Annotated in this window: 39 protein-coding genes; 8 read left to right on the plus strand and 31 right to left on the minus strand. The window is 41.6% G+C overall.

What is annotated here, in order from left to right; genetic code table 11:
• Positions 1-99 precede the first annotated feature (99 nt).
• Entirely contained in the window at positions 100-651 is a 552-nt protein-coding gene (locus LJ658_RS04365; protein WP_230545244.1) for a transposase, read from the plus strand.
• 130 nt (positions 652-781) lie between these two features.
• On the opposite strand, the gene rplQ is transcribed toward LJ658_RS04365, so the two are convergent.
• The 29 genes from rplQ to rplC form a co-directional block, all read right to left on the minus strand.
• Positions 782-1,429 (minus strand): 50S ribosomal protein L17, encoded by a 648-nt coding sequence (gene rplQ / locus LJ658_RS04370; protein WP_230545245.1) that lies wholly within the window; start codon positions 1,427-1,429, stop codon positions 782-784.
• Between the two features lie 187 nt (positions 1,430-1,616).
• Positions 1,617-2,609 (minus strand): DNA-directed RNA polymerase subunit alpha, encoded by a 993-nt coding sequence (locus LJ658_RS04375; protein ID WP_230545246.1) that lies wholly within the window; start codon positions 2,607-2,609, stop codon positions 1,617-1,619.
• Between the two features lie 96 nt (positions 2,610-2,705).
• A complete protein-coding gene (rpsD, locus tag LJ658_RS04380) occupies positions 2,706-3,314 on the minus strand; it encodes a 30S ribosomal protein S4 (RefSeq protein WP_230545247.1) in 609 nt (202 codons plus the stop codon).
• A 72-nt stretch (positions 3,315-3,386) separates the two neighbouring features.
• Positions 3,387-3,776 (minus strand): 30S ribosomal protein S11, encoded by a 390-nt coding sequence (rpsK, locus tag LJ658_RS04385; RefSeq protein ID WP_230545248.1) that lies wholly within the window; start codon positions 3,774-3,776, stop codon positions 3,387-3,389.
• Positions 3,777-3,912: 136 nt separating this feature from the next.
• The gene (gene rpsM / locus LJ658_RS04390; protein WP_230545249.1) at positions 3,913-4,290 is read right to left on the minus strand and encodes a 30S ribosomal protein S13; all 378 of its coding nucleotides are present in this window, start codon (positions 4,288-4,290) and stop codon (positions 3,913-3,915) included.
• 70 nt (positions 4,291-4,360) lie between these two features.
• Positions 4,361-4,477 (minus strand): 50S ribosomal protein L36, encoded by a 117-nt coding sequence (gene rpmJ / locus LJ658_RS04395; protein ID WP_082855993.1) that lies wholly within the window; start codon positions 4,475-4,477, stop codon positions 4,361-4,363.
• Positions 4,478-4,486: 9 nt separating this feature from the next.
• The gene (gene infA / locus LJ658_RS04400; protein WP_090643449.1) at positions 4,487-4,705 is read right to left on the minus strand and encodes a translation initiation factor IF-1; all 219 of its coding nucleotides are present in this window, start codon (positions 4,703-4,705) and stop codon (positions 4,487-4,489) included.
• Positions 4,706-4,772: 67 nt separating this feature from the next.
• The gene (gene map / locus LJ658_RS04405; protein ID WP_230545250.1) at positions 4,773-5,561 is read right to left on the minus strand and encodes a type I methionyl aminopeptidase; all 789 of its coding nucleotides are present in this window, start codon (positions 5,559-5,561) and stop codon (positions 4,773-4,775) included.
• Positions 5,562-5,567: 6 nt separating this feature from the next.
• Positions 5,568-6,908 (minus strand): preprotein translocase subunit SecY, encoded by a 1,341-nt coding sequence (secY, locus tag LJ658_RS04410; protein ID WP_230545251.1) that lies wholly within the window; start codon positions 6,906-6,908, stop codon positions 5,568-5,570.
• Between the two features lie 16 nt (positions 6,909-6,924).
• Positions 6,925-7,371 (minus strand): 50S ribosomal protein L15, encoded by a 447-nt coding sequence (gene rplO, locus LJ658_RS04415; RefSeq protein ID WP_230545252.1) that lies wholly within the window; start codon positions 7,369-7,371, stop codon positions 6,925-6,927.
• A 4-nt stretch (positions 7,372-7,375) separates the two neighbouring features.
• A complete protein-coding gene (rpmD, locus tag LJ658_RS04420) occupies positions 7,376-7,555 on the minus strand; it encodes a 50S ribosomal protein L30 (protein WP_230545253.1) in 180 nt (59 codons plus the stop codon).
• 4 nt (positions 7,556-7,559) lie between these two features.
• Complete coding sequence (rpsE, locus tag LJ658_RS04425; protein ID WP_230545254.1) at positions 7,560-8,078, minus strand: 30S ribosomal protein S5; 519 nt, start codon at positions 8,076-8,078, stop codon at positions 7,560-7,562.
• Between the two features lie 12 nt (positions 8,079-8,090).
• Positions 8,091-8,447, minus strand: coding sequence for a 50S ribosomal protein L18 (rplR, locus tag LJ658_RS04430; protein WP_230545255.1), 357 nt, complete (start codon positions 8,445-8,447; stop codon positions 8,091-8,093).
• 5 nt (positions 8,448-8,452) lie between these two features.
• A complete protein-coding gene (gene rplF, locus LJ658_RS04435) occupies positions 8,453-9,010 on the minus strand; it encodes a 50S ribosomal protein L6 (RefSeq protein WP_230545256.1) in 558 nt (185 codons plus the stop codon).
• An 18-nt stretch (positions 9,011-9,028) separates the two neighbouring features.
• Entirely contained in the window at positions 9,029-9,430 is a 402-nt protein-coding gene (gene rpsH, locus LJ658_RS04440) for a 30S ribosomal protein S8 (protein WP_230545451.1), read from the minus strand.
• Between the two features lie 136 nt (positions 9,431-9,566).
• Positions 9,567-9,836 (minus strand): 30S ribosomal protein S14, encoded by a 270-nt coding sequence (gene rpsN / locus LJ658_RS04445; protein ID WP_230545257.1) that lies wholly within the window; start codon positions 9,834-9,836, stop codon positions 9,567-9,569.
• Positions 9,829-10,398, minus strand: a complete 570-nt coding sequence (gene rplE, locus LJ658_RS04450) for a 50S ribosomal protein L5 (RefSeq protein WP_230545258.1) — start codon at positions 10,396-10,398, stop codon at positions 9,829-9,831. Before rplE ends, rpsN begins: the two co-directional genes overlap by 8 nt.
• The gene (gene rplX, locus LJ658_RS04455; RefSeq protein ID WP_230545259.1) at positions 10,398-10,736 is read right to left on the minus strand and encodes a 50S ribosomal protein L24; all 339 of its coding nucleotides are present in this window, start codon (positions 10,734-10,736) and stop codon (positions 10,398-10,400) included. Before rplX ends, rplE begins: the two co-directional genes overlap by 1 nt.
• 1 nt (position 10,737) lies before the next feature.
• Positions 10,738-11,106 (minus strand): 50S ribosomal protein L14, encoded by a 369-nt coding sequence (gene rplN, locus LJ658_RS04460; protein ID WP_066006038.1) that lies wholly within the window; start codon positions 11,104-11,106, stop codon positions 10,738-10,740.
• A 1-nt stretch (position 11,107) separates the two neighbouring features.
• Positions 11,108-11,362 (minus strand): 30S ribosomal protein S17, encoded by a 255-nt coding sequence (rpsQ, locus tag LJ658_RS04465; RefSeq protein WP_144246489.1) that lies wholly within the window; start codon positions 11,360-11,362, stop codon positions 11,108-11,110.
• Between the two features lie 21 nt (positions 11,363-11,383).
• Positions 11,384-11,593, minus strand: coding sequence for a 50S ribosomal protein L29 (gene rpmC, locus LJ658_RS04470; RefSeq protein WP_230545260.1), 210 nt, complete (start codon positions 11,591-11,593; stop codon positions 11,384-11,386).
• A gap of 96 nt (positions 11,594-11,689) precedes the next feature.
• Positions 11,690-12,112 carry a 50S ribosomal protein L16 gene (gene rplP, locus LJ658_RS04475; protein ID WP_230545261.1) on the minus strand — a complete coding sequence of 141 codons (423 nt, stop codon included), beginning with the start codon at positions 12,110-12,112 and terminating at the stop codon, positions 11,690-11,692.
• A gap of 48 nt (positions 12,113-12,160) precedes the next feature.
• Positions 12,161-13,048 (minus strand): 30S ribosomal protein S3, encoded by an 888-nt coding sequence (gene rpsC, locus LJ658_RS04480; protein WP_230545262.1) that lies wholly within the window; start codon positions 13,046-13,048, stop codon positions 12,161-12,163.
• Between the two features lie 5 nt (positions 13,049-13,053).
• On the minus strand, positions 13,054-13,482 hold the full coding sequence (rplV, locus tag LJ658_RS04485; protein WP_230545263.1) for a 50S ribosomal protein L22: 429 nt from the start codon (positions 13,480-13,482) through the stop codon (positions 13,054-13,056).
• A gap of 3 nt (positions 13,483-13,485) precedes the next feature.
• Positions 13,486-13,752 (minus strand): 30S ribosomal protein S19, encoded by a 267-nt coding sequence (gene rpsS / locus LJ658_RS04490; protein ID WP_114005430.1) that lies wholly within the window; start codon positions 13,750-13,752, stop codon positions 13,486-13,488.
• Positions 13,753-13,754: 2 nt separating this feature from the next.
• Positions 13,755-14,582, minus strand: a complete 828-nt coding sequence (rplB, locus tag LJ658_RS04495) for a 50S ribosomal protein L2 (RefSeq protein WP_230545264.1) — start codon at positions 14,580-14,582, stop codon at positions 13,755-13,757.
• An 8-nt stretch (positions 14,583-14,590) separates the two neighbouring features.
• Positions 14,591-14,881 (minus strand): 50S ribosomal protein L23, encoded by a 291-nt coding sequence (gene rplW, locus LJ658_RS04500; RefSeq protein ID WP_230545265.1) that lies wholly within the window; start codon positions 14,879-14,881, stop codon positions 14,591-14,593.
• A gap of 1 nt (position 14,882) precedes the next feature.
• Positions 14,883-15,512 carry a 50S ribosomal protein L4 gene (gene rplD, locus LJ658_RS04505; RefSeq protein WP_230545266.1) on the minus strand — a complete coding sequence of 210 codons (630 nt, stop codon included), beginning with the start codon at positions 15,510-15,512 and terminating at the stop codon, positions 14,883-14,885.
• A gap of 1 nt (position 15,513) precedes the next feature.
• The gene (gene rplC, locus LJ658_RS04510) at positions 15,514-16,131 is read right to left on the minus strand and encodes a 50S ribosomal protein L3 (protein WP_230545267.1); all 618 of its coding nucleotides are present in this window, start codon (positions 16,129-16,131) and stop codon (positions 15,514-15,516) included.
• A 425-nt stretch (positions 16,132-16,556) separates the two neighbouring features.
• Between rplC and LJ658_RS04515 the strand changes: the two genes are divergently transcribed.
• The 4 genes from LJ658_RS04515 to LJ658_RS04530 are packed head-to-tail and all read left to right on the plus strand — an operon-like array spanning position 16,557 to position 20,806.
• Positions 16,557-17,981 carry a DUF4419 domain-containing protein gene (locus tag LJ658_RS04515; RefSeq protein WP_230545268.1) on the plus strand — a complete coding sequence of 475 codons (1,425 nt, stop codon included), beginning with the start codon at positions 16,557-16,559 and terminating at the stop codon, positions 17,979-17,981.
• A 28-nt stretch (positions 17,982-18,009) separates the two neighbouring features.
• Positions 18,010-19,428 carry a DUF4419 domain-containing protein gene (locus LJ658_RS04520; protein WP_230545269.1) on the plus strand — a complete coding sequence of 473 codons (1,419 nt, stop codon included), beginning with the start codon at positions 18,010-18,012 and terminating at the stop codon, positions 19,426-19,428.
• A gap of 56 nt (positions 19,429-19,484) precedes the next feature.
• On the plus strand, positions 19,485-19,874 hold the full coding sequence (locus LJ658_RS04525; RefSeq protein WP_230545270.1) for an acyl-CoA thioesterase: 390 nt from the start codon (positions 19,485-19,487) through the stop codon (positions 19,872-19,874).
• 53 nt (positions 19,875-19,927) lie between these two features.
• Positions 19,928-20,806: a DUF6624 domain-containing protein gene (locus LJ658_RS04530; protein WP_230545271.1), complete on the plus strand. Its 879-nt coding sequence runs from the start codon at positions 19,928-19,930 to the stop codon at positions 20,804-20,806.
• Between the two features lie 42 nt (positions 20,807-20,848).
• On the opposite strand, the gene LJ658_RS04535 is transcribed toward LJ658_RS04530, so the two are convergent.
• Positions 20,849-22,108 carry a prephenate dehydrogenase gene (locus LJ658_RS04535; protein WP_230545272.1) on the minus strand — a complete coding sequence of 420 codons (1,260 nt, stop codon included), beginning with the start codon at positions 22,106-22,108 and terminating at the stop codon, positions 20,849-20,851.
• Positions 22,109-22,240: 132 nt separating this feature from the next.
• On the opposite strand from LJ658_RS04535, the gene LJ658_RS04540 reads away from it, so the two are divergent.
• The 3 genes from LJ658_RS04540 to LJ658_RS04550 all read left to right on the plus strand — a co-directional run bounded on the left by LJ658_RS04540 (position 22,241) and on the right by LJ658_RS04550 (position 24,464).
• Positions 22,241-23,089 (plus strand): hypothetical protein, encoded by an 849-nt coding sequence (locus tag LJ658_RS04540; RefSeq protein WP_230545273.1) that lies wholly within the window; start codon positions 22,241-22,243, stop codon positions 23,087-23,089.
• Positions 23,090-23,268: 179 nt separating this feature from the next.
• The gene (locus LJ658_RS04545) at positions 23,269-23,712 is read left to right on the plus strand and encodes an EVE domain-containing protein (protein WP_230545274.1); all 444 of its coding nucleotides are present in this window, start codon (positions 23,269-23,271) and stop codon (positions 23,710-23,712) included.
• Between the two features lie 47 nt (positions 23,713-23,759).
• Positions 23,760-24,464 (plus strand): DUF92 domain-containing protein, encoded by a 705-nt coding sequence (locus LJ658_RS04550; protein ID WP_230545275.1) that lies wholly within the window; start codon positions 23,760-23,762, stop codon positions 24,462-24,464.
• Positions 24,465-25,131: 667 nt separating this feature from the next.
• On the opposite strand, the gene rpsJ is transcribed toward LJ658_RS04550, so the two are convergent.
• Complete coding sequence (gene rpsJ, locus LJ658_RS04555; RefSeq protein ID WP_022830652.1) at positions 25,132-25,437, minus strand: 30S ribosomal protein S10; 306 nt, start codon at positions 25,435-25,437, stop codon at positions 25,132-25,134.
• Between the last annotated feature and the right edge of the window lie 20 nt (positions 25,438-25,457).

Consider the following 25,457-nt stretch of genomic DNA (forward strand, 5'->3'; position numbering starts at 1 on the left):
ACGTAGAGACGCAATATTTTGCGTCTCTATGCCCAATCATTTATTCATGTAGAGACGCAATATTTTGCGTCTCAGTGCAGAATCATTTATATTCAACATATGGATGATAAATACAGAGGCGAATACCGCATTTCCACGGCAAGATTGTCAAATTGGGATTATGGCTCACACGGCCTGTATTATATTACCATTTGCACAAAAGATCGAACCCATTATTTTGGAGAAATAACATCTTCCCCGGAGACGCAAAATATTGCGTCTCTACATCAAACGTTAATTGGAGAAGTTGCCTATAACAATTGGTTAGATATACCCAATCACTTTTCATTTATTGAATTAGACGAATTTGTAATAATGCCTGATCATATTCACGGTATACTATTTATTAATAAACCTGACAAAGAATTTTGGGACATAAATAAATTCGGCGTACAAAGCCAAAACCTGGCATCTGTTATTCGTGGATATAAAGCATCTGTAAAAACTTATGCAACTATAAACAGAATTGAATTTAACTGGCAACCCCGGTACTATGACCGTGTTATTCAAAACGAAAAGGAATATTCAAACATCCGCAACTATATTTTTAACAACCCTGAGCAATGGTTATTAAATGGAAATAATGAGGATAATTTTTACAACCTGCAATGAGACGCACCATATTGCAATAAGACGCAAATCCTGCAATGAGACGCAAAATATTGCGTCTCTACATCATTATTCACAAAAAAAGCCCCGCTCAAATTGAGCGGGGCTTTTCTATTTCTAAAAGAGAAATTAATTATTCTCCTTTTTCTGCGTTTTCTTCGCCTGCAGCTGGTGCTTCAGGAGCTTCTTCAACAGCTGGTGCTGCTTCTGCTGCTGCCGGGGCTTCAACTGCTGCCTCAGCAACCGGTGCTTCTGCAACCGGTGCTTCTGCTACTGCTTCAACTGGTGCTTCTGCAACTGGTGCCTCATCAGCCGGAGTTACCGCAGCGCTTGCCGCAGGTGCGTCAGCTTTTGCTTTGCCGGCTCCGCCACGACGACGTGTTGTTTTCTTAGCAGCTTGTGCAGCGTCAGTACCGTATACGGTGTTATAATCAACTAACTCGATGATTGCCATTTCAGCGTTATCGCCTAAACGATTTTCTAATTTAACAATCCTGGTGTAACCACCCGGGCGGTTAGCAATTTTTTCAGCAATTTCGCGGAAAAGGATAGTTGTTGCTTCTTTGTCCTGCAGGTAGCTAAATACTGTACGACGTGAGTGTGTAGTATCGTCTTTACCTTTTGTAAGGATTGGTTCTACATAAACGCGTAAAGCTTTTGCTTTAGCTAATGTTGTAGTGATGCGCTTGTGTAAAATAAGCGAGGTAGCCATGTTGCTCAACATCGCCTTACGGTGACTGGTTGTGCGGCCTAAGTGGTTGTGTTTTTTACCGTGTCTCATTGTTTTGTTGTTTGTGGCACGTGCATACCGTTGGGCGGCTTCTCAGTCAAGCCCGCGGAATTATGCAAATACTCCGTTAAAAATTTGTGTTTGGAGTTAGCAAGATCGCCTTGCTGTAACTACTCTTTTTGTATAAATGAAAAGAGGTTAAAGACTATTAACTAATCTCTAACCTCTAATCACTAAATTATTCTTCGTCTAATTTAAATTTTGACAAGTTCATGCCAAAAGATAAACCTTTTGATTTTACCAGGTCCTGAATTTCAGTCAATGATTTTTTACCAAAGTTTCTGAATTTCAACATATCTGCTACGTCATATGATACCAGGTCAGCCAGGCTGCGGATATCAGCTGCTTTTAAGCAGTTTAATGCACGTACTGAAAGGTCAAGATCAACCAATTCAGTTTTAAGGATTTTACGCATATGTAAAATTTCCTCGTCAACTTCTTTAGTTTCTTCTTTGGCCTGCGCCTCTAACATCATGTTCTCGTCGCTAAATAACATAAAGTGCTGGATCAGGATCTTAGCAGCTTCTTTTAACGCGTCTTCCGGATGGATTGAACCGTCTGTAGCAATATCCAATACCAATTTCTCGTAATCGGTTTTTTGCTCTACACGATAGTTTTCAATAGTGTATTTTACGTTTTTGATTGGCGTGTAAATAGAGTCAATAGCTATTACACCAACATTCGCATCCGGATTTTTATTTTCTTCGCTTGCTACGTAACCACGGCCTTTGTTGATCGTGAATTCAATTTCAAGCGTTACTGATGAATCCATGTTGCAGATAACCAAATCAGGATTTAAAACTGTAAAGTTATTTGAGAACTTAGTTATATCACCAGCATTAAAAGTATCCTGACCATTGATGATCACGAAAACTTTTTCACTGTCGCCAGACTCACCTGTCTTTTTAAACCTAACTTGTTTTAAGTTTAATATGATCTCGGTAACGTCTTCAACAACTCCTTTTATAGTTGAAAACTCATGCATTACGCCTGAGAAACGTACAGAAGTAATTGCATAACCTTCAAGCGATGAAAGTAATATACGACGTAGCGCATTACCAATGGTTACGCCAAAGCCTGGTTCTAACGGACGAAATTCAAACGTTCCCTCAAAATCAGTAGACTTTTGCATGATAACCTTGTCTGGTTTCTGAAATGCTAATATTGCCATTTATATCCTTTATTTATTGTTTACTTAATTGGACTGATTTAAACCACGAAAATGGTTGACATAATATGCCAACCACTATTCGTGTTATTATCGTTATTATTTTGAGTATAACTCGACGATCAGATTTTCCTTGATATTTTCAGGAATCTCGTCACGGTTTGGATAGTTAAGGAATTTACCTGATAAGGTATTAGCATCCCATTCTAACCAGCTATATTTGTTTACTTTACGGCCGGCTACTGAAGTAGTGATAGCCTCTAAAGTTTTTGATTTTTCACGCACTGCGATAACGTCGCCGGCTTTAACCTGGTAAGAAGCAATGTTTACTACTTCGCCGTTAACGGTGATATGTTTGTGGCCAACTAACTGACGGGCACCTGAACGAGTAGGAGCGATACCTAAACGGTATACAGCATTGTCTAAACGGGCCTCTAAAAATTTCAATAAGTTTTCGCCGGTGATGCCTTCTTTAGCAGAAGCACGGTGAAACAGGTTTTCGAACTGACGCTCTAATACACCATAAGTGTATTTAACTTTTTGTTTCTCCATTAACTGTACCGCGTACTCAGATTGCTTTCCTCTTCTTTTAGAAGCACCGTGCATTCCGGGTGGGTAGTTTTTTCTTTCTAACGCTTTATCCGGACCGAAGATCGGCTCGCGGAACCTACGCGCAATTTTTGATTTGGGGCCTGTGTATCTTGCCATTGTTTGTTTGTTTTAAAGTATCATGCAACCTGCAGCTGCTGAATCTTAGCTTTAAAAATCTGTGAATTATTATTAAACTCTTCTTCTTTTGGAAGGACGACATCCGTTGTGCGGAAGCGGGGTGATATCTTTTATGGTAGTTACCTCAATACCGGTAGTTTGCAAAGTACGGATAGCTGATTCACGACCAGAACCCGGGCCTTTAACAAATACCTCTACTTTACGTAAACCTAAGTCATAAGCAGCTTTACCGCAATCGGCAGCAGCCTGACCGGCAGCGTAAGGAGTGTTCTTTTTAGAACCTTTAAAACCCATTTTACCTGCAGACGACCATGATACAGCCTGTCCGCTTTTGTTGGTAAGGGTAATAATGATATTGTTAAAAGTTGCGTTGATGTGTGCTTCGCCTACGGCTTCAACAATTACAACGCGCTTTTTGGTAACTTTTTTACTTTTAGCCATTTTTCTTTTTTAATTATTGATTTAATGAATTACTGGATTACTGAATAATCCGGACCCATCAATCTTTTTAATTTTATTTTATTCCTAATGATTTAAAGCTTCAACTAATCTCTGCTCGCTAATCACTAATCAACTATTATTTAGTAGCTTTCTTTTTGTTAGCAACTGTTTTACGTTTTCCTTTACGGGTACGTGAGTTGTTTTTAGTACGCTGACCACGCAGAGGCAAGCCTTTACGGTGACGGGTACCACGATAGCAACCAATATCCATTAAACGTTTGATGTTTAACTGCACTTCTGAACGCAGCGCACCTTCAACTTTAATTTCGTCGTTGATGATACCACGGATCAAAGCTAACTGATCGTCATTCCAATCCTGTACTTTAATGTTAAAGTCAATACCGGCTTTAGTCAAAATCTCCTGAGATTTTGAGCGGCCTATTCCGTAGATATAGGTTAACCCTATTTCTCCTCTTTTATTCTTTGGTAAATCAATACCTGAAATCCTTGCCATATTTGTTTTTGTTTTTTAAGTAAGACCGAACGGCGGGCCACCGTTGTGCGGATCATTACAATGTCTTTAATTATCCCTGACGCTGTTTGAACTTTGGATTCTTTTTGTTTATCACGTAAAGTTTCCCGTTGCGACGGATGATCTTGCAATCAACGCTGCGTTTTTTAATGGATGCTCTAACTTTCATCTCTATTTGTTATTTATATCTGTACGTTATCCTACCCTTTGATAAATCGTAAGGGCTCATTTCCAATTTTACGCGGTCGCCAGGTAATATTTTGATATAATGCATCCGCATTTTACCTGATATGTGCGCAATAATCTCATGACCATTTTCCAATTCAACCCTGAACATTGCGTTTGATAACGCTTCCCGAATTGTACCGTCTTGTTCAATCGAAGATTGTTTTGCCATATTTTACTGATTATTACTTGATTATCCGCCCCTAAATCGGGACGCAAAATTAATAAAATATTTTTAATTAATTATTTTTTTCTTTTAAAACATTATCAACATATTCAAATGATGATAAAATGTCGGCTTTACCCTTTTTAACAGCTACGGTGTGTTCATAATGGGCAGATGCTTTACCATCAACGGTTGACACTGTCCAGCCGTCATCCCAAAACTTAACGCCTGCACGACCCGCATTAATCATTGGTTCGATGGCGATAACCATTCCTTCCTCTAATTTTATGCCTGATCCGCGACGGCCATAGTTTGGCACTTCGGGCTTTTCATGCAGCTTTAATCCCACTCCGTGGCCCACCAGCTCTTTCACTACACCAAAACCATGCTTTTCGGCATGCTCCTGTACGGCGTAGCCTATATCGCCAATGCGGTTACCAACAACGGCCTTTTCAATCCCCAGGTCCAGACACTCGCGCGTTACCCGCATTAATGTTTTAACCTGTTCGCTTACCCCGCCAATGGCAAAGGTAAAAGCCGAGTCGCCAAAATATTTGTTTAGTATTACACCACAGTCAACCGATACCAGGTCGCCTTCCTTTAAAACATGGGTACCCGGGAAACCATGTACTACCTGGTCATTCAAGGAAATGCAAAGCGAGTAAGGGAAACCTCCGTAGTTTAAAAAGGCGGGGATCCCGCCATTGTCACGTATAAAGGTTTCAGCAAGTTTGTCTAATTCGATAGTCTTTACACCCGGTGCGATAACTTTCGCTATCTCTCCATGTGTTTTTGCCACAAGCATTGAGCTTAATCTGATCAGCTCTATCTCTTCGGCAGACTTATAATGAATTTTTGACATTCTTTATTAAATTGCTGTCGGCGTTGTTCCGGCGGCAGCAGGTATTGATGTACGTCCGGTTATCCTGCCTGTTTTCATTAAGCCATCATAATGACGCATTAATAAATGGCTTTCTATCTGTTGCAATGTATCCAAAACTACACCTACAAGGATGATCAATGATGTACCACCAAAGAACCTTGCAAATAACGTATTAACACCTACCAGGTTTGCCAAGGCCGGTATAATAGCGATGATGGCTAAGAATATTGAACCCGGCAAAGTGATCTTCGATATAATATCATCAATATAGTTGGTTGTTGCCTCACCTGGTTTAACACCCGGTACAAAACCATTGTTCCTTTTCATATCCTCGGCCATTTGTTTCGGGTTAACCGTAATGGCTGTATAGAAGTAAGTAAACACTATAATTAATATAGCAAACAATAAATTATGTAACCATGAATTATAGTTTGACAATGCTATCAATATACTGTTTGATGCAGCAGCAGGGAAAAATGACGCCAGGGTTGCCGGTATAAACATTAAAGCCTGTGCAAATATGATAGGCATTACACCCGCAGCATTTACCTTTAAAGGTATGTACTGACGCACGCCGCCATATTGTTTGTTACCTACAATACGTTTTGCATACTGTACCGCAATTTTGCGGGTACCCTGTACAATCAATATCGTAAACATAACCACACCCAATAAAGCTACCAGCTCAACAATAAATGTAATTAAGCCGCCGCTACCTGTTGTACGGTTTTGAAATTCTGCAACAAATGCACCTGGCAACTGGGCAATAATACCCACCATGATGATCAGCGAGATACCGTTACCGATACCTTTGTCGGTGATCTTCTCGCCTAACCACATTACAAATAATGTACCTGAGGTTAACACAAAAGTGTTCATGATAACAAACATTGGGTTAGCTATCAGCATTTCATCAGGCGTTACCTGCGACTTCAAATAAGCCGCAGCCTGTAAAGCCGTGATTAAAATGGTGAGATAACGTGTCCACTGGTTAATTTTATTACGGCCGCTTTCACCCTCTTTTTGCATTTTAGCAAAGTAAGGCACAGCAATACCCAATAACTGCATCACGATAGATGCAGAAATATAAGGCATAACACCTAATGCAAAAATAGAGACCCGTGAAAACGAACCTCCTGCAAACATATTTAATAGGCCAACTAATCCCTCTGCCTTGCCTTTGGATGCAATAGCATCGCTAACGCCCGGTAAACGGATGAAAGAACCTACACGATATATTAAAAGAAATAAGAGTGTGTTAATTATACGCACTCTTAGATCTTCGATTTTCCAGATATTGGATAATGTGGTGAAAAACTTCTTCATTTGAAAGTTTATAGTTTTATAGCTTAACTATAGTACCACCGGCTGCTTCTATAGCTTTTTGCGCAGTAGCTGTAAATGCATGTGCAGTAACGTCTAATTTGGCTTTCAACTCGCCACGGCCCAGTATTTTTACCAGGGCGTTTTTTGACGCTAAACCATGCTCTTGTAAAGTAGCAAAGTCAATAGTTGAAAGTGTATATTTTTCAGTTAGTTCCTGCAAAACATCAAGGTTAACACCAACATACTCCACACGGTTAGGGTTTTTAAATCCTACCTTAGGAACACGGCGTTGCAAAGGCATTTGACCACCTTCAAAACCTATTTTAGTTTTTTTACCTGAACGTGAACCGGCACCTTTATGACCGCGGGTAGATGTACCACCACGGCCAGAACCTGTACCACGACCAATTCTTTTTCTATTTTTGGTTGAACCTTCTGCAGGTTTCAGATTACTTAAATTCATGATATTAAATATTTTCTACAGCTACCAGGTGGTTAACTTTTCTAACCATACCTATAATAGCCGCATTGGCTTCAACTTCCACACTGTGGTTAATTTTCTTTAAGCCCAGTGCCTGCACTGTTCTTTTTTGGCGCTCGCTTCTATCGATCACGCTCTTAATCTGGGTAATTTTGATCTTCGCCATGATATTATCCGTTAAAAACTTTACCTAAACTAACTCCGCGGTGCTGAGCTACTGTATGCGCATCACGTAATTGTGATAATGCAGATACGGTTGCTTTAACCACGTTGTGCGGGTTTGATGATCCTTTTGATTTTGCAAGTACGTTATGTACGCCTGCCGACTCTAATACCGCACGCATCGCACCACCGGCTATTACACCGGTACCGTTTGCTGCTGGTTTTAAGAATACAAAACCGCCAGAAAATTTACCTATTTGCTCATGAGGTATCGTGTTGTTGATAATCGGAACTTTTACCAAATTCTTTTTAGCATCATCAATACCTTTTGCAATAGCTTCTGTAACCTCTTTTGCTTTACCTAAACCGTAACCTACCACACCATTTTCGTCACCTACCACTACGATAGCTGAGAAGCTGAATGTACGACCACCTTTAGTTACTTTGGCTACCCGCTGTATGCTTACCAAACGATCTTTTAATTCGATCTCGCTGGTTTTTACTCTTTTTATGTTGATTGTTGACATTTCTCTTTTCGATTAAAAGTTTAACCCACCTTCACGTGCACCTTCGGCCAGTGATTTAACACGACCGTGATACAAGTATCCGTTCCTGTCAAAAACTACATCCTTAATACCGGCTGCAATAGCTTTCTCGGCAACCAATTTGCCTACGGCTACTGATTGATCTGACTTGGTACCATCAGCAGTAAACTCTTTTGATAAAGATGATGCTGATACAATAGTTTTTCCTGTTACATCGTCAATGATCTGCGCATAAATACCTTTATTGCTTCTGTACACTGACAAACGAGGACGGGTTGAAGAACCTGAAAGGCGCTTCCTGATTCCCATCTTTATTCTTTCTCTTCTTGATAATTTCGCTCTAGCTGCCATGACGATTATTTTTTAGATGCTGATTTACCTGCTTTTCTTCTCAATATCTCGCCAACAAACTTGATACCTTTACCTTTGTAAGGCTCTGGCGTACGTAACGAGCGTATTTTTGCCGCTACCTGGCCAATCAATTGCTTATCGTTTGATTCCAGAATAATGGTTGGGTTTTTACCCTTTTCAGCAGTAGTTGAAACTTTAATTTCTTTTGGTAATTCAAATACATAGTGGTGAGAGTAACCCAACACTAAATCTAAAGTATTACCTGTATTAGTTGCGCGGTAACCCACACCTACTAATTCCTGTTCGATTTTGTAACCTGTTGTTACGCCAACAACCATGTTGTTTAACAATGCACGGTATAAACCATGTAATGCTTTGTGGCGTTTTTGCTCAGACGGGCGCTGAACTAATAGTTCGGTACCTTCCTGAACGATTTTTATATCTGTGTCCACCGCTTGATGCAGCTCGCCTTTAGGGCCTTTTACTGTAACTAAATTATCTTCAGATACAGTAATAGTAACGCCTGCCGGTACTGGTATTGGTGATTTTCCTACTCTTGACATTGCTTTTTCCTCCTCTGATTAATAAACGTAGCATAAAACTTCGCCACCTATATTTTGCTGACGGGCTTCTTTATCGGTCATTACACCGTGAGAAGTTGACAGGATAGCGATACCTAAACCATTTAATACGCGCGGCAATTTTTCTGTGCCGGCATATTTTCTGAAACCTGGTCTGCTGATACGCGCGATTGAACGGATAGCAGGGATTTTTGTAATTGGATGGTACTTTAAAGCCACTTTAATTGTGCCTTGCGGACCGTTATCCTCAAACTTGTAGTTTGCAATGTAACCTTTGTCAAAAAGCACCTTGGTGATTTCTTTTTTAAGGTTAGATGCAGGAATCTCAACAACCCTATGGTTGGCTTTAATAGCATTTCTTACCCGGGTAAGATAATCTGCGATTGGATCTGTATTCATTATTTATTTGTTGTGATGGTGGTTTCCTTCTCCTAACATCAGAGACGACCTGCCATCGGTTAATTCTTTTTGTTTGGGTATTAAGTAGAAAGTATCAGGTATCAAGACTTTTGTCTTTATACTTGATACTAGTTACTAATTACCAAGATGCTTTCTTTACTCCCGGTATTTTACCAGCTAATGCCATTTCACGGAATGTAACACGTGAAATACCAAACTGACGCATATAACCACGAGGGCGGCCCGTTAACTTGCAACGGTTATGCAATTTTACCGGCGATGATGCTTTTGGTAAAGCATCTAAACCTGCAAAATCACCTGCTGCTTTTAAAGCTGCTCTTTTTTCAGCATATTTTGCTACTAACTTAGCACGTTTAACTTCGCGCGCTTTTACACCTTCTTTAGCCATTGTTAACTGGAGTTTGATTTTTAAAAGGTAAACCAAATTGCTTAAGTAACTCTAATGCTTCAACATCGTTGGTTGCAGAGGTTACAAAGGTAATATCCATACCCTGAATTTTGTTTATTTTGTCAATATTGATCTCAGGGAAAATGATTTGCTCAGTTATACCTAAAGTATAGTTTCCTCTTCCGTCAAAACCTTTATCGTTAATGCCTTTGAAATCGCGGATACGTGGCAGGGCTACAGAGATCAAACGATCAAGGAACTCATACATCGTATTGTCACGCAGGGTAACACGCACGCCGATTGGCATGTTTTTACGCAATTTAAAGTTTGAAATATCTTTTTTAGATTTTGAAGCAACAGCTTGCTGACCGGTAATGGTAGTTAACTCAGTGATAGTGTTCTCGATCAATTTCTTGTCCGTAGTAGCACCACCAACACCCTGGTTAATTGCAATTTTTTCCAGTTTTGGAACCTGCATTACGCTTTTGTACTGAAATTTATCTTTCAGGTTAGTGCGTATTTCTTCTTTGTATTTCGATTTTAATCGTGGTGTGTATTCCATTACTTAATTTCCTCCCCTGATTTTTTTGCTACCCTTACTAATTTGCCGGCATCATTCAATTTACGGCCTACACGTGTTGCTACGCCTGTTTTTGGATCAACCAATGCCAGGTTTGAAATGTGTATAGCTGCTTCTTGTTTAACAATACCGCCGTTAGGATTAGCCGCGTTAGGTTTGGTATGTTTTGATACCATATTGGCACCTTCAACAATAGCCCTGTTCTTAGCTAATATTACTTCAACTATTTTGCCTTGTGATCCTTTTGAATCGCCGGCTATAACTTTTACTAAATCGCCTTTGCGGATCTTTAGTTTTCCTTGTGCTGCTTTCTTATCCATGTTACAATACCTCCGGTGCTAATGATACAATTTTCATAAATTGTTTCTCACGCAATTCTCTTGCAACAGGGCCAAAGATACGTGTGCCTCTCGGCTCATCCTGGTTGTTTAACAAAACCGCCGCGTTATCATCGAAACGGATGTATGAACCATCTTTCCTGCGGATCTCTTTTTTGGTTCTAACCACAACGGCTTTTGATACTGTTCCTTTTTTAATGTTACCAGATGGCAGCGCGCTTTTTACAGTTACTACTATCTTATCACCAATTGAGGCATATCTCTTACCGGTACCGCCTAACACACGGATCACTAAAACTTCTTTAGCACCGCTGTTGTCAGCTACGTTTAATCTTGATTCCTGTTGTACCATCTTATTTAGCTCTTTCTAAAATTTGAACTAATCTCCAATTTTTGCTCTTGCTCAGCGGACGGGTTTCCATAATTAATACGGTATCACCAATACCACAGGTATTAGTCTCGTCATGTGCCATAAACTTGGTAGTTTTCTTAATAAACTTACCATAGATCGGGTGCTTCACTTTCCGTTCCACAGCAACCACAATAGATTTTTCCATCTTATTGCTTACTACCAGGCCGGTACGTGTTTTTCTTAAATTTCTTTCCATTTTTCCTCGACGCGTAAAAAATTAATTCTGTTCAGAAGCTTGCGCTGCCTTACGCTTTGTTAATTCAGTAGTTAAACGAGCAATATCCTTGCGTACTTTTGTAATACGGGTTGGATTCTCAATCGCTGAAACCGCGTGTGCAAATTTCAGTTTGGTAAGATTTGCTCTTTCCTCGCCGATCTTTGCAACCAACTCTTCAGTTGCGAGCCCTGTAATTTCTGAGTTCTTCATTTTATTTTATTATTATCAGTTATAAGTTGCGAGTTGTCTGTTGTAAGATTTTATAATTACTTATAACTCACAACTTATAACCTACAACAATTTTATTTATGCTTCTACGTAATCTCTACGTGTTACAAATCTTGTTTGTACCGGTAGTTTTTGTGCTGCAAGGCGCAGGGCCTCTTTGGCAACTTCCAGTGGTACACCTTCAGCTTCAAAAATGATCCGTCCGGGGCGAACTACCGCTACCCAATATTCCGGAGCACCTTTACCTTTACCCATACGTACTTCTGCAGGCTTTTTTGTTACCGGTTTATCAGGGAAAATCCTGATCCACACTTGCCCTTCACGTTTCATGAAACGTGTAACAGCAATACGTGCAGCTTCGATCTGGCGACTGGTTATCCAGGCCGCTTCGAGTGATTTTACACCGAAAGATCCAAATGACAGTTCAGCACCACGGGTGGCTAAACCTTTCATTCTGCCTTTTTGCATCTTTCTGAACTTCGTTCTTTTTGGCTGTAGCATTTTCTTAAGCTTTTATATCTATTCGATATAGTAATCTAACTTTTGTTATTATCTTTTAGCTGGTCCACCGGGGCGGCTTCCACCACCTCTGTTAGGCCCGCCACCTTGTCCACCCGGGCGGTTGTTACCACCACCACGGTTGTTAGGGTTACCTGCACCTGGTTTACGGTCGCCTCTGCGCTCGCCACCACGTTCTCCACCTCTTTCATTACCACCTCTGCGGTCACCAAATCCTCCGGCTCCGCCTTCAGGACGGCCACCTTTACCGCTGGCACTGCTGGTACCACCAATGTTTGGTGATAAATCGCGTTTGCCATAAACTTCGCCTTTGCAGATCCAAACTTTAACACCTATTTTACCATAGGTAGTTAAGGCTTCGGCCAGTGCATAATCGATGTCTGCACGGAAAGTGTGCAATGGAATTCTTCCTTCTTTATATTGTTCGCTACGTGCCATCTCAGCGCCACCTAAACGGCCTGATGTCATTACTTTAATTCCTTCTGCACCCATTCTCATGGTTGAAGCAATTGTAGTTTTCATGGCACGACGGAAAGAGATACGTGCTTCAAGTTGTTTTGCGATACCTTCTGCAACTAATTGTGCATCAAGCTCAGGGCGTTTAATTTCAAAGATGTTGATCTGAACTTCCTTTTTAGTCAGTTTTTTCAACTCTTCTTTGATCTTATCAACCTCAGTACCACCTTTACCTATAACAATACCCGGACGGGCAGTATGGATAGTTACGGTGATGCGTTTTAAAGTACGCTCAATTACTATTTTAGACACGCCACCTTTGTTGATACGTGCTGATAAGTATTTGCGGATCTTTTCGTCTTCAACTAATTTATCGGCATAATGATTGCCACCGAACCAATTAGAATCCCAACCTCTGATGATTCCTAATCTGTTACCTATTGGATGTGCTTTCTGTCCCATTGTAATTAATTGATATCGTTTTTACTGCCCACAATTAGCGTTACGTGGTTTGAACGTTTACGGATACGGTATCCTCTTCCTTGCGGAGCCGGACGCATCCTTTTGTTTTGACGACCACCGCCTACTGATACTTCTTTTACAAATAAAGCGCTGTCTTCAACACGTTGTCCTTCATTTTTTGCTTCCCAGTTTTTGATGGCTGATAACAAAAGCTTCTCTACACGGATTGCCGCTTCTTTATTTAAAAATTTCAAAGTATATAACGCTTTCTCAACGTTAACACCGCGGATAAGGTCAACCACCAAACGCATTTTGCGTGGTGAGGTTGGACAGTTCTGCAGTTTTGCAACAGAAGCGCCACCTTGCTGAGCCTTCTCTTGCTCTTTGCGTTGTCTGATTAATACAGACTTTTTGATTTTAGTTGTTGCTTCCATTGCTTATTTTTTCTTTTCTGCGTGACCGCGGAATGTACGGGTTGGAGCAAATTCTCCCAACTTGTGACCAACCATGTTTTCTGTTACATACACCGGTATAAATTTGTTACCGTTGTGTACTGCAAATGTATGACCAACGAAATCAGGAGATATCATGGAACGACGTGACCATGTTTTTACAACTGATTTTTTATTTGATTCATTTAAAACCAGGACTTTTCTGTCAAGGTTATGATCAATATAAGGTCCTTTTTTTATTGAACGTGCCATTATTATTTCTTCCTTCTTTCAATGATATAACGATCAGACCCTTTTTTCTTATCACGTGTTTTGTAGCCTTTAGCTAATAAACCTTTACGTGAACGTGGATGACCACCAGAGGATCTACCCTCACCACCACCCATAGGGTGATCTACCGGGTTCATGGCTACACCACGAACTCTTGGTCTGCGTCCTAACCAGCGTTTTCTACCAGCTTTACCTAACACTTCGTTTTGCTTCTCGCCATTTGAAACTGTACCGATAGTAGCTAAACAAGTAGCTAAGATCATACGGGTTTCGCCTGAAGGCAATTTGATGACAGCATATTTGCCGTCACGTGCTGCAAGCTGAGCGTAAGTACCTGCTGAACGTGCAATGATGCCGCCCTGACCAGGATTCAATTCGATGTTATGAATGATAGAACCTAATGGTATAGTTTTTAATGGTAACGTGTTGCCAACTTCAGGAGCCGCTGTCTCGCCTGACAATACAGTCATGCCAACAGTTAATCCTTCCGGAGCGATCATATATCTTTTTTCACCATCTGCAAAGTGTAACAATGCTATACGTGCTGAACGGTTAGGATCATACTCAATAGTTGCAACTTTTGCAGGGATGTCAAACTTATTGCGTTTAAAGTCAATTAATCTGTATAACTGTTTATGACCACCACCTAAGTAGCGCATAGTCATTTTACCACTATGGTTACGTCCACCTGATCTGGTGTTAACATTTGTTATCAACGACTTTTCTGGTACGTTCGTAGTGATATCAGAGTTATCAGCACCTACCCTGAAGCGGGTACCCGGCGTAACCGGTTTAAATCTTTTTACTGCCATCTCTATATTTATATATTGCTATAAAAATCTATTGTCTCTCCGTCCTTCAACGTGATAATCGCTTTCTTCACGGTAGCTGCACGGCCTGAAACAGGACCAGCTTTAGTGTTACGACTTTTCAGTTTACCTACGTATCTCATTGTGTTTACAGCAGTGATGTTAACGCCATACATGGCTTCGATTGCTGTTTTGATCTGAATTTTGTTAGCCCTTGGGTCAACGATAAAAGCATAACGGTTAAGCTTCTCTGTTAATTGAGCTACTTTTTCAGTAAGTAAGGGTTTCTTTAAAATTTCCATATTACTTAGCTAATGCTTCCTCCAAAATTTTAACAGCACCGGTTGTTAACACTAGTTTACCTGCGTTTAACACGTCATAAGTGTTAATCTGGTCAACGGTAATAACCTTTGTTTTTTTAAGGTTTCTGCTTGATAAATACACATTGTTATTTGCTGCAGGTAATACTAATAATGTCCTTACATCAGTAGCTTTTAAATCTGCAACCAGTTGTATGTAGCTTTTGGTTTTGATTGAGTCGAAACTAAAATCTTCCAATACAATTACATTACTGTCTTTAGCTTTATAAGATAGGGCTGAGTAACGTGCCAACACTTTAAGTTTCTTGTTTAATTTGAAACTGTAATCGCGTGGTTGCGGACCGAATACACGGCCACCACCGTTAAACAATGGTGATTTTACGCTACCTGCACGGGCACCGCCTGTACCTTTTTGCTTATATAATTTGCGGGTTGAACCTGCAATTTCGTTACGCTGTTTTGATTTATGCGTACCCTGACGTTGGTTAGCTAAAAATTGCTTAACGTCTAAGTAAATAGCATGATCATTGGGCTCGATACCGAATATGGCTTCAGGAAGCTGCACCTTGGCACCTGTTTCTTTACCTGATACGTTTAATACTTTAACTTCCATCTTATTTATCCACTATAACGAATGAACCCTTAGCCCCTGGGATGGAACCTTTAACTACTATAAGGTTTTGCTCGGTATAAACTTTCAAAACTTCTAAGTTTTGAACTTTTACACGCTCATTGCCCATTTGGCCTGCCATACGCATACCTTTAAATACACGTGAAGGCCATGATGAAGCACCTAACGAACCCGGAGCACGTAAACGGTTATGCTGACCGTGAGTTTGCATACCCACACCACCAAAACCGTGACGTTTTACCACACCCTGAAAACCTTTACCTTTTGAAGTGCCAACTACGTCAACAAAATCACCCTCAGCGAAAATTTCTACAGTGACAGTATCACCAAGAGCTTTTTCATCTTCGAAAGATTTAAATTCAACAAGTTTACGCTTTGCGGTGGTTCCGGCTTTTTGGAAATGGCCTTTTAACGGACCAGAAGTGTTTTTCTCCTTTTTCTCGCCATATGCAAGCTGTACAGCTGCATATCCGTCTGTTTCAACAGACCTTACTTGTGTTACTACGCAAGGGCCAGCTTCGATAACTGTACAAGGGATGTTTTTCCCTGAGTCATCGAATATGCTGGTCATTCCTACTTTTTTACCAATTAATCCTGACATTTTTTATGTTGTTTGTGCCCATCGAAGCAGTAGGGCTTCGTTCAAGGCATATTATTTCCCCCGTTAAGGGACGGCAAAGATAGCAACTTTACTTTAATTGTCAAATACTTAACAAGTTATTTTTTCATAAATATTAAGGATAGGGCCGCTGCCATTAAAATATCGGCTGGTAACTATAGAATTAATTGATTTTTAAGGGGATTGGCGTTGGGCCGTATGATGATCTGCACTAACCGTCACCCCCGGACTTGTTATGATCCGGGTGATACATCATTGTTAAATTGCCGGCACAGGCAATAAAGAGCGGTCAAATAATTTAACGGGCCGAATATTATTATTGCCTGTGCACCTTTTTCACCTAAACCGGATATATAATAAAGAATACTAAAAAATTATCTAAATTTATACTGACCTAACTCCACCAGATGAAACCTGTCAGCCTGCTTATCCTGTTATCATTTATCAGCGTAACCTGCCTTGCGCAAAAACCAATTGTCATTAATGTTGAAAAACTGGAAGCGCCCAAAGATCGTTTACAAGTGCACACCTACCAGGCTATCCTGGAGCGCCTGATCCTGTCGGACCATGGCGCGCCCCATTATCCGCTTAATAAACAACACACCGGGACACTATTTAATATAGTAGCCAAAAGCAAACATCCCGACAGCCTGGTAACATTTGGCTACCATCCTTTTTTCCAGGGGATGCTAAGTGCCTACGCTAATCACCGGCCGTTTACCCTATCGCCGGATATGATGTGGCTGCTGATAAGCCAGGGTTTTGCCACCCACGTAAATAACAATAGCGAAGCCTTGCGCAGCATGTTTGTTGATTTTAAGGGAAAAACAACGCTTACGGTGACAGACAACCGCATTGAGCTGGATAATCCGGATAGCCCGTGGGAAGAAGTTTTCCCGGAGTTTAGCAAACAGATCAGCGAGAACACCGGTGCCGAGCTGACCAACGTCCTCACTGCCGATTTTAGCACCACCACCCCTATCACTAAAATGGCTTCGCAAATTACCATGTTAGAGGCCATGAAATCATACTTCGAATTTTTGGTGATCAACATTGGTTGCGGCATCCCTAAAATAACGCTTGAAGGTACCCCGGCCGACTGGCACAAAGTTTTAACCAAAACCCGGGCCCTGCGCAAATACAAACTGGATTGGTGGGTTGATAAAATGGAGCCTATATTAATAAACATTGAAAAAGCATCCGAAGGAAAAAAAGATAAAGAGTTTTGGCAAACCATGTTTAAATGGCATAGCCAAAAAGTATATGGCGCACCATTTATTGTTGATGGCTGGATAGTTAAGTTTTTCCCTTACGACAAAATGGGCCACCGTAATAACCTGGAAACGCTGGCTACCAACCCTGATCTGCCTAACGAGATTGTAAAGGTTGATCTGGAATATAAAAAGGGCGATGGCCTCGGCGATTTCGTAACAACGCCGCTTGAGCTTTGGGCCGGCTTTGTTGGCTTAAAACAAAACGACGCTGATTTTAACTTACGACCCGAGATTGGCTGGATGATCCGTAAGAAGGAGGCAAGCAATGATGACGAACTAAAAGCAAGGTTACAAAAGGACGCGAAAGAATGGTGGGGCATAACCTTGCGCGTAAAAGCCCTGCCCAAGGCAATATTTGCCATTGGCCCGATAAAATCATTAACAGTTGTTTTTACTGATGATGTCATTATTCCTGATGAGATAGCTGCCGTACCCATCCAAAAATTCAGGATAACCGGAAAAATTACACCCGATGGGATCGACCGAATAAAAAAACTGCTGCCTAAAACGGAATTGATCATTAATAACAATTTGGTTGGGCAGCAGCCAAACAATTAATTAAAATTAACCAACCTAACTCCATGTAATGAAACCTGTCAGCTTCCTTGTCCTGTTATTATTTGGCAGCTTATCAAGCACTGCACAAACATCAGTAGTTATTAATGTTGAAAAGCTTAAAAAGCCCGAAAAACTTTTGCCGGTCTCAGCATACGACGGGATCTTAAAGGAGCTGATCAGAAGAGACCATCATGTTTGGGGCTATCCGCCAGCCAAGCAAGCCGCACTTGATCCTAAATTTAATATCATAGCAAAAAGTAACGTTAATGAAGATTTAGTCTATTACGATTTTCACCCTTTTTTTCGGGGCATGTACAATGCCTATGCCAGCCACAGGCCCTTTACCTTATCGCCGGATATGATGTGGCTGCTTATTTGCCAGGGGTTTGCCAACCATGTAAACAATAACAGCGAGAGCCTGCGCAATATGTTTGTTGATTTTACGGGCAAAACCAGTTTGGTTGTGCAAACTAACAATATCAGCCTTGATAACCCTAATAGCCCCTGGGAAGAAATATTCCCCGAATTTAGCAAGCAGATAAGCCGTTACACCGGCAAAGAGTTGACCGAAGCACTCACCGCAGATTTTAGCACCACCACACCAACCACCAAAATTGCATCGCAAATTACTGCCTTGTATGCCATGAAGTCGTATTTTGATTTTATTGTGATAATGACCGGTTGCGGTATTCCACAGGTTACCCTTGAGGGTACCCCGGCAGATTGGCAAAAGGTGTTAGACAAGACCGAGGCCTTGCGCAAATATAAACTGGATTGGTGGGTAGATAAAATGGAACCCGTTCTGAAAAAAATTGTAAAGGCATCAAAAGGAAAAAAAGACAAAGAGTTTTGGCAAACCATGTTTAAATATCATACGATAAAAAGATATGGGGCATCAACTATAATTGACGGATGGATAGTGAAATTTTTCCCTTACGATAAAGCAGGTAACCGGCTAAACCTTGAAGCGTTAAGTTCGGGAGTAGATTTACCTGACGAAATTGTTAAAGTTAATCTGAAATTTCTTTCGGCCGATAGCAAGGGCAATTTCGTAACAACTCCGTTGGAGCTGTGGGCTGGTTTTATGGGATTAAAACAAACCGACAGCGATTTTAATTTAAGGCCCGAGATTGGCTGGATGATACGCAAACAAGACACCGATGTGCAGGACAAAAAAATGACCCAATTGCGTGAACGGGCAGCCGATGAACATTATGGAATTGATATACGGGCCAATGCGGTACCTGAAGAGTTAATGGAAATTGGCCCCATAAATTTATTGAAGATCGAGTTTATAAATAATATTAACATTCCGGATGAGCTAGCCAAAGTAAAAATACGCCGGCTTAATTTAAAGGGTGTTATTGCGGATGATGGTATTAAACGTATCAGGAAACTGTTTCCTGATACGGAGTTGATAATAAATAATAATCTGATTGTGCAGTAAGTTATCTGTATGCCTAAAATCTGTTTTGTACCTTTGTGTTATATATAAAATAACACATGAATTTTTACACCCGCAAATGGGTAAAACCCGAAGACCTTAATGCACACGGAACTTTATTTGGCGGCCGCTTACTATCCTGGATTGATGAGGAAGCCGCAATATATACCATAATACAGTTAGGCACCAATGGCTGCGTAACCAAATACATGTCTGAAATTAATTTTATTAATTCGGCCAATCAGGGCGATATTATTGAGCTGGGGATTAAAGCCACAAGCTTTGGCCATACATCAATCACCCTAACCTGCGAGGTGCGCAACAAGATCACCCAAAAAAGCATACTTACTATTGATAAGATAGTTTTTGTAAGCGTGGATGAAAACGGCAAGCCCGTTAAACACGGCCGGACAGAAATTACTTATACGGACGAACGGTTAAGGGAGTAAATAAGACATTAATTAATATTTTTATTAACCTGATTTAAACGTTATTCATGACAATGGGTTCTGCTTTCAAATACTTTTTCATCCTGGTATTTTTTCTTAATACTACTTCATCTTTTGCCCGGGATTTGGATACTTTAAACAGAAAAAATGTTAATGCTGTTTTAGAACGACTTTTTGATAATGACCAAAATGGCAGAGATAAGCCTGCAATTATTCTTAAAAAATATGGTGCTGATTCAAAAGAATATCAGCAAGCTGCTGATGAGTTACACAAACAAGATTCTATCAACCAAAAAACAGTTTTCAATATTCTTGATAAATACGGATGGTTGCCAAAGAGCGAAATTTCGTCAAAAGCAAGTAACGGTATCTTTTATGTAATACAACACGCGGGTTTAGATGCTCAAATAAAATATGAAGATATAGTAATGAAGGCTTATAGTCGAAAACAAATTGGCGATTATGAATATGCAATTTTCATAGACCGCTTAAAAATGTTTGAAAGCAAAAACCAAATATATGGAACGCAATTAGGTGCGGACAATATTGGCAATTTGTTTCTGTATCCTGTTGAAGACACAAAAAAACTTGACGCCAAAAGAAAGTTAGCGGGATTAGAACCTTTGGAAAAATATGTTAAAGAAAATAATGTGAGGTATTATACTTTCCCGCCTAAAAAGAACAGTAATGATATTTTGTTGATTGGACATACATGGGATGCCAACAACAAAGGAGTGAAAAATATAGCTGTCATATTGGGCTCAAGCATTGTTGGAAAGAGTGATGAAAACGGTTTTTTTTATATTTACGTTGCTAAGCCAAAAGAGAAAAGCATAACTGTCATTTTAAAACAAGAAGATACAGGAAAACAATACACCTACACACTTTCAGGCGATAAAGACTTTTATGAAATCCGGCGACAATTTAAGTAAGGATCAACAGTTTTTCGCCATTGTTGATTTCCGAAATGAATTCTATTCTGTCATCAACCTTCTGATCAATTCAGCGCTCTGTTTATTGCCTTCCAGCAAACGATCTTTAAAAAAGGCCTGAACATCATTGAAGTGTTTTTTATACCCCTCCATATCGCCATAGCCAATAATGGACGACCATTCGCGCACGGCCGAATGAAATTCAAGATCATCCCCGCGGATAGTTTTATCATATAACGCTGCCTGGATAGATTCTTCCAATAGTTCTTCGTCCTTAAATAAATATTCGGCAATACCCAGACGCAGGCGAAACGGCGGGGTCTGGCAGATCAGGTTATCATAAGGGTTAACACCCAGATGATACCAGGCATCAACCATACTTAATATACTGAGGTGCGAGTTGGGTTTTTGCAGCTCGTGGTTTTGCGAAAGCGAGAACTCTTTCATCACTTTATCACTTAACATGATGGGTTTGCGGCTTTCGTGAAAAACAAAGTCGCGCGCCCGGTAAAGCCGCTCGCGGAAGATCGTTTCCTCTTCCTGTATCATCAGCTTAAACAATTCAGACTCAGATACCGCATATTGCCTCACCTGCTGCCGGGCATAGGGGTTTAATATAGCAAGGCCGGCGTATACGTGCGCTTTATAACTAAATATGCGCAGGGTGGTTAAAATCTTCACGTTATCTATACCGCCTATATAAGAAGCGTTTTCCCATGGGAAAAAACCGGCAGATTTCCAGGCGGTGCCCATGCTTTCAAAACCTACGTGGGTTACGGCTTGCGTGTCGGCTACAATTTTATCGTGCTCGTGGTAATCGGCCAGCTCAACTATCTCTGATCCTATGGCGGTAAACAGGTCAAGCATGCGCTGGCGGGCTGCAGCATCAGCGCGGTGCGGTATCAAAATCAGGGTTTGACCCTTAGGCTCAAAGCCCGGGCCGTGCATACCGTGAAAGGTAATGATCTGCGCACTTGCGGGCAGATATTTTTCAAACGCCAAGATCTCGGGGGTTTTTACAGATGTTTGCCCGGCTACTATAGCGCCGGGTTTGGTAAACCCGGCATTCTCGGCAACTACTTTGGCAATTTTCTCGGCCTCGACAGAATAAATGATCAGGTCGCTGGTTTGCGATACTTCTTTACCGCTGTCCAATACTTTAATATGGTAAGGCGCCAGGTCCCGCTCCAACTGCTGCTGGTTTGCAGGTAAATCGCAACCCGCTACGGTATATCCTGCCTTAGCGAAAGCTTTGGCGTATAACCGCCCCATATCGCCCAGGCCTATAATTCCAATATTCATTCTGCTAATATAACTATGCATAGCAAAAATGCGTATTAAGGTTTACATTAGCCACGCCAATTATCCTTTAAATACATGACAAAAGCATTTTTTTACTGTTTTTTTAATATATCATTGTCTAATTTTACAATTATGAAGAACCAATTCATGTTGAAGCTATCACTATCCCTGCTGATAATTACCGTTTGCCTAACCGCAGTAAAGGCGCAGGACAGCGTAAAAAAGACTGTTGTTAAAAAAACCATTGTCACTAACCCGGTAGTAAATCCAATCAGGCCGGGCACGGTGCCCATCAACCCAAAAACGGGCAGGCCATACTCCAGGTATGGTTATGGCGCCTATGCCAGGCATTACCGGGCACGTCTTAAGGCCGACAGTATAAAAAAAGCAGCGGCGGCAGGGTCTCCTATAAAAGTATCTACCACTACCATCGCCACCACACCACCCGATGTAAAGCCCGACACCCCGGTTATAACAACAGCGTCCCGGGTGGATAAAAGCCTTAACGGCCAGTACCAATACCTGTTAACCAAAGTTTTTAGCTATCAAAGGCCGTTTGTTGAGGCGTTTTGGAAGAATTTTACGGATACCCTTAGAAGCAATCGTGCGCAGTTAAAAAACACGCAGGATAAATTGGCTGAACAAGCTAAAACCATTAGCAGTTTGCAGGCCGGCGTGGCTGCCAGAGAACAGCAGCTTACCCAAACCGATTCGATCAGCTTTTTGGGTGCTGAGGTGACCAAAACTACCTATAATATCATCATGTGGGGCCTGGTACTTCTTGTTGGTACGATAGCCGCCGTTGTTATTGCCCGGTCAGGAAGTTCGCGCAAGGAGGCCGCTTACCGCACCACTTTATACAATGAGCTGGAAGAAGAGTTTAAAACCTTTAAAGCTAAGGCCAACGAAAAAGAAAAGAAACTGGCGCGCGAGCTGCAGACCGAACGCAATAAAGTGGATGAATTAACCGGCCGCGGATAAGCCGGGGGTGTTCCACTTTGCGCGAGCGGAACACAGCGGAACATCCGGAACGAAGCGGAACACCCCGGAACGAAGCGGAACATTCCGGAACACTTCGGAACAGGGCGGAACACCCCGGAACGAAGCGGAACACTTCGGAACGCAACTAAAGTACTTCCAAAATTTTAATAAATTTATTTATGAAAGCATATCTGTTTGGATGGAACCCACAGAAATTTGAGTGGGCCGATCTGGATGATGATATTAAAAAGCTGACTGCTACCGGCAAACTGGAAGATAACTGGAGCGTGATCAGCCACAAAAGTATAAAACCGGGCGACAGGGCCTTTATTGTACGCGTAGGTGTTGAGCCCAAAGGCATATTTGCATCAGGCGTTGTATCATCCGATGCTTATCCCGCTTTCCGTAATGGCAGACATTATTATCGTATTAACGTAGCCCTGGATATCTTATTAAACCCGGATAAAGAACCCATACTGACTTTAGAAATTTTAAAAACAGGCAACCTGGCTGCACAGAACTGGACACCACAGGCGTCGGGCATATCTATCAGGCCCGAACTGGTTGATGAGCTTGAAGGGGTTTGGCAGGATTTTTTAGAGACCAGAGGTGAGGATTTTTAACTTCTTTAGCGCGTATCGCGATTATATTTGATATCTTAATTTCATATATGCCAGCCGCCGACGTTATCATTTATATCCTACTCCTGACTGGGGCCGCATTAAGTTTCATCACCCGTAAACTCACTTTAACCGGCGCCATCACCGGTGCGGTAGTGGGTTTGCTTATTTATAAAGGTGCGGGCTATACCGGCCTGGCAATGCTGGCGCTGTTTTTCATTGCCGGATCATGGGCAACCGGCTGGCGGGTCAATCAAAAAGAAGCTATCGGCGCAGCCGAAAAAAATACCGGCAGGCGCACGGCCGGGCAGGTATTGGCCAACGGCGGCACAGCAGCATTATTAGGCGGTATCGCCTGGTATTTCCCGGCCTGCACAGCCGTTGTTGAGCTGATGATAGCCGGTAGTTTCGCCGCCGCAACCGCGGATACTTTGTCATCCGAGCTGGGCACAATTTATGGGCGCCAATTTTTTAATATCCTGACTTTTAAAAAAGATATGCGCGGGTTGGATGGGGTGGTGAGTTGGGAGGGGACGTTGATTGGATTGGCAGGAGCTTTCCTGATAGCGATTGTTTATGCTGTCAGCTTTGGTTGGGGAGTTTCTGTTTGTTGGATCGTATTAGCTGGCTTCATCGGAAATTTGGTTGATTCGGTATTAGGGGCGTTGTTGGAGCGAAAAGGGTTGATGGGGAATAATATGGTGAATTTTTTGAATACAGTTGTAGGAGCTGGGGTTTGCTGGTTAGTGAGCTAATCGTTTACTTATCGCTTCCTGGCCTTCCCGTGTTTGGCTTGCCCCGCTATAGCCGCGGAAGCTTTGGTTCTTTTTCTTGATAAAAAGAACCAAAAATCAAGTCATCCGGGATGCTTCTTGCCGCACAGGCCTTTGCCCGGCAAATCAGGTAAAACCAAGGGCCCGGTCCTTTTGCCCCTTGTTGTCGCTCTTGTCCACCGCTTCAGGCAAAATTACCAATGCCCTTGCCACCACACAGCCCGACTTGTTTTACCTGCTTTCACCCGAAGCTACCCGTATGACAGCTTTGGGCACTAACCGAGATCTAGTAAAATGAGAGATCAAAAAGAGTGCAAAGGCCTGTCAGCACGCCGGGCCGGGAGTATGGCCTTGCGGGCGGAAGCGACCGGGCTGACTTGATTATCCACTTGTTGTTTTTTTAAATGGTGTGGATGAGATCGCTGCGCTTAGTTTTTGGGTTACCTTTGTATCAAGACAAAGGTAACAGCCCTTCCCGCGGCGATTGAGCGGGTGGATGTTGGTATTGAGGATAGAACCTGGCGGTGTGCACGAATACGAACAACGCTGAAATCTTAGCTAATTCGCAGTGACGACACCGCCTCCCACAAAAAAAGCCACCCGATCTAAATCGAATGGCTTCTTATATGTTTCAGATCTTCCGGTACAGTTACACTTTGATCTCAACTTCAACACCGCTTGGCAATTCAAGCTTCATCAGCGCATCTACAGTTTTTGAGTTTGAGCTGTAGATATCCAATAAACGTTTGTAAGAACATAACTGGAATTGCTCACGTGCTTTCTTGTTTACGTGTGGTGAACGCAAAACAGTGAAAATTTTCTTTTCGGTTGGTAACGGAAGTGGTCCGCTAACTACAGCGCCTGTCGGCTTTACTGTTTTTACGATCTTCTCGGCTGACTTGTCAACTAAATTGTAATCGTAAGATTTTAATTTGATTCTGATTCTTTGGCTCATTTTGTTTTTGTTTGATGACC

The sequence above is a fragment of the Mucilaginibacter sp. UR6-11 genome (assembly GCF_020880695.1).
Lineage (GTDB): Bacteria > Bacteroidota > Bacteroidia > Sphingobacteriales > Sphingobacteriaceae > Mucilaginibacter.

Bases quoted from the DNA above. Each gene is read 5' to 3' on its own strand.
- LJ658_RS04365 (WP_230545244.1), top strand. From the start codon at position 100: ATGGATGATAAATACAGAGGCGAATACCGCATTTCCACGGCAAGATTG.
- rplQ (WP_230545245.1), bottom strand. From the start codon at position 1,429: ATGAGACACGGTAAAAAACACAACCACTTAGGCCGCACAACCAGTCAC.
- LJ658_RS04375 (WP_230545246.1), bottom strand. From the start codon at position 2,609: ATGGCAATATTAGCATTTCAGAAACCAGACAAGGTTATCATGCAAAAG.
- rpsD (WP_230545247.1), bottom strand. From the start codon at position 3,314: ATGGCAAGATACACAGGCCCCAAATCAAAAATTGCGCGTAGGTTCCGC.
- rpsK (WP_230545248.1), bottom strand. From the start codon at position 3,776: ATGGCTAAAAGTAAAAAAGTTACCAAAAAGCGCGTTGTAATTGTTGAA.
- rpsM (WP_230545249.1), bottom strand. From the start codon at position 4,290: ATGGCAAGGATTTCAGGTATTGATTTACCAAAGAATAAAAGAGGAGAA.
- rpmJ (WP_082855993.1), bottom strand. From the start codon at position 4,477: ATGAAAGTTAGAGCATCCATTAAAAAACGCAGCGTTGATTGCAAGATC.
- infA (WP_090643449.1), bottom strand. From the start codon at position 4,705: ATGGCAAAACAATCTTCGATTGAACAAGACGGTACAATTCGGGAAGCG.
- map (WP_230545250.1), bottom strand. From the start codon at position 5,561: ATGTCAAAAATTCATTATAAGTCTGCCGAAGAGATAGAGCTGATCAGA.
- secY (WP_230545251.1), bottom strand. From the start codon at position 6,908: ATGAAGAAGTTTTTCACCACATTATCCAATATCTGGAAAATCGAAGAT.
- rplO (WP_230545252.1), bottom strand. From the start codon at position 7,371: ATGAATTTAAGTAATCTGAAACCTGCAGAAGGTTCAACCAAAAATAGA.
- rpmD (WP_230545253.1), bottom strand. From the start codon at position 7,555: ATGGCGAAGATCAAAATTACCCAGATTAAGAGCGTGATCGATAGAAGC.
- rpsE (WP_230545254.1), bottom strand. From the start codon at position 8,078: ATGTCAACAATCAACATAAAAAGAGTAAAAACCAGCGAGATCGAATTA.
- rplR (WP_230545255.1), bottom strand. From the start codon at position 8,447: ATGGCAGCTAGAGCGAAATTATCAAGAAGAGAAAGAATAAAGATGGGA.
- rplF (WP_230545256.1), bottom strand. From the start codon at position 9,010: ATGTCAAGAGTAGGAAAATCACCAATACCAGTACCGGCAGGCGTTACT.
- rpsN (WP_230545257.1), bottom strand. From the start codon at position 9,836: ATGGCTAAAGAAGGTGTAAAAGCGCGCGAAGTTAAACGTGCTAAGTTA.
- rplE (WP_230545258.1), bottom strand. From the start codon at position 10,398: ATGGAATACACACCACGATTAAAATCGAAATACAAAGAAGAAATACGC.
- rplX (WP_230545259.1), bottom strand. From the start codon at position 10,736: ATGGATAAGAAAGCAGCACAAGGAAAACTAAAGATCCGCAAAGGCGAT.
- rplN (WP_066006038.1), bottom strand. From the start codon at position 11,106: ATGGTACAACAGGAATCAAGATTAAACGTAGCTGACAACAGCGGTGCT.
- rpsQ (WP_144246489.1), bottom strand. From the start codon at position 11,362: ATGGAAAGAAATTTAAGAAAAACACGTACCGGCCTGGTAGTAAGCAAT.
- rpmC (WP_230545260.1), bottom strand. From the start codon at position 11,593: ATGAAGAACTCAGAAATTACAGGGCTCGCAACTGAAGAGTTGGTTGCA.
- rplP (WP_230545261.1), bottom strand. From the start codon at position 12,112: ATGCTACAGCCAAAAAGAACGAAGTTCAGAAAGATGCAAAAAGGCAGA.
- rpsC (WP_230545262.1), bottom strand. From the start codon at position 13,048: ATGGGACAGAAAGCACATCCAATAGGTAACAGATTAGGAATCATCAGA.
- rplV (WP_230545263.1), bottom strand. From the start codon at position 13,482: ATGGAAGCAACAACTAAAATCAAAAAGTCTGTATTAATCAGACAACGC.
- rpsS (WP_114005430.1), bottom strand. From the start codon at position 13,752: ATGGCACGTTCAATAAAAAAAGGACCTTATATTGATCATAACCTTGAC.
- rplB (WP_230545264.1), bottom strand. From the start codon at position 14,582: ATGGCAGTAAAAAGATTTAAACCGGTTACGCCGGGTACCCGCTTCAGG.
- rplW (WP_230545265.1), bottom strand. From the start codon at position 14,881: ATGGAAATTTTAAAGAAACCCTTACTTACTGAAAAAGTAGCTCAATTA.
- rplD (WP_230545266.1), bottom strand. From the start codon at position 15,512: ATGGAAGTTAAAGTATTAAACGTATCAGGTAAAGAAACAGGTGCCAAG.
- rplC (WP_230545267.1), bottom strand. From the start codon at position 16,131: ATGTCAGGATTAATTGGTAAAAAAGTAGGAATGACCAGCATATTCGAT.
- LJ658_RS04515 (WP_230545268.1), top strand. From the start codon at position 16,557: ATGAAACCTGTCAGCCTGCTTATCCTGTTATCATTTATCAGCGTAACC.
- LJ658_RS04520 (WP_230545269.1), top strand. From the start codon at position 18,010: ATGAAACCTGTCAGCTTCCTTGTCCTGTTATTATTTGGCAGCTTATCA.
- LJ658_RS04525 (WP_230545270.1), top strand. From the start codon at position 19,485: ATGAATTTTTACACCCGCAAATGGGTAAAACCCGAAGACCTTAATGCA.
- LJ658_RS04530 (WP_230545271.1), top strand. From the start codon at position 19,928: ATGGGTTCTGCTTTCAAATACTTTTTCATCCTGGTATTTTTTCTTAAT.
- LJ658_RS04535 (WP_230545272.1), bottom strand. From the start codon at position 22,108: ATGAATATTGGAATTATAGGCCTGGGCGATATGGGGCGGTTATACGCC.
- LJ658_RS04540 (WP_230545273.1), top strand. From the start codon at position 22,241: ATGAAGAACCAATTCATGTTGAAGCTATCACTATCCCTGCTGATAATT.
- LJ658_RS04545 (WP_230545274.1), top strand. From the start codon at position 23,269: ATGAAAGCATATCTGTTTGGATGGAACCCACAGAAATTTGAGTGGGCC.
- LJ658_RS04550 (WP_230545275.1), top strand. From the start codon at position 23,760: ATGCCAGCCGCCGACGTTATCATTTATATCCTACTCCTGACTGGGGCC.
- rpsJ (WP_022830652.1), bottom strand. From the start codon at position 25,437: ATGAGCCAAAGAATCAGAATCAAATTAAAATCTTACGATTACAATTTA.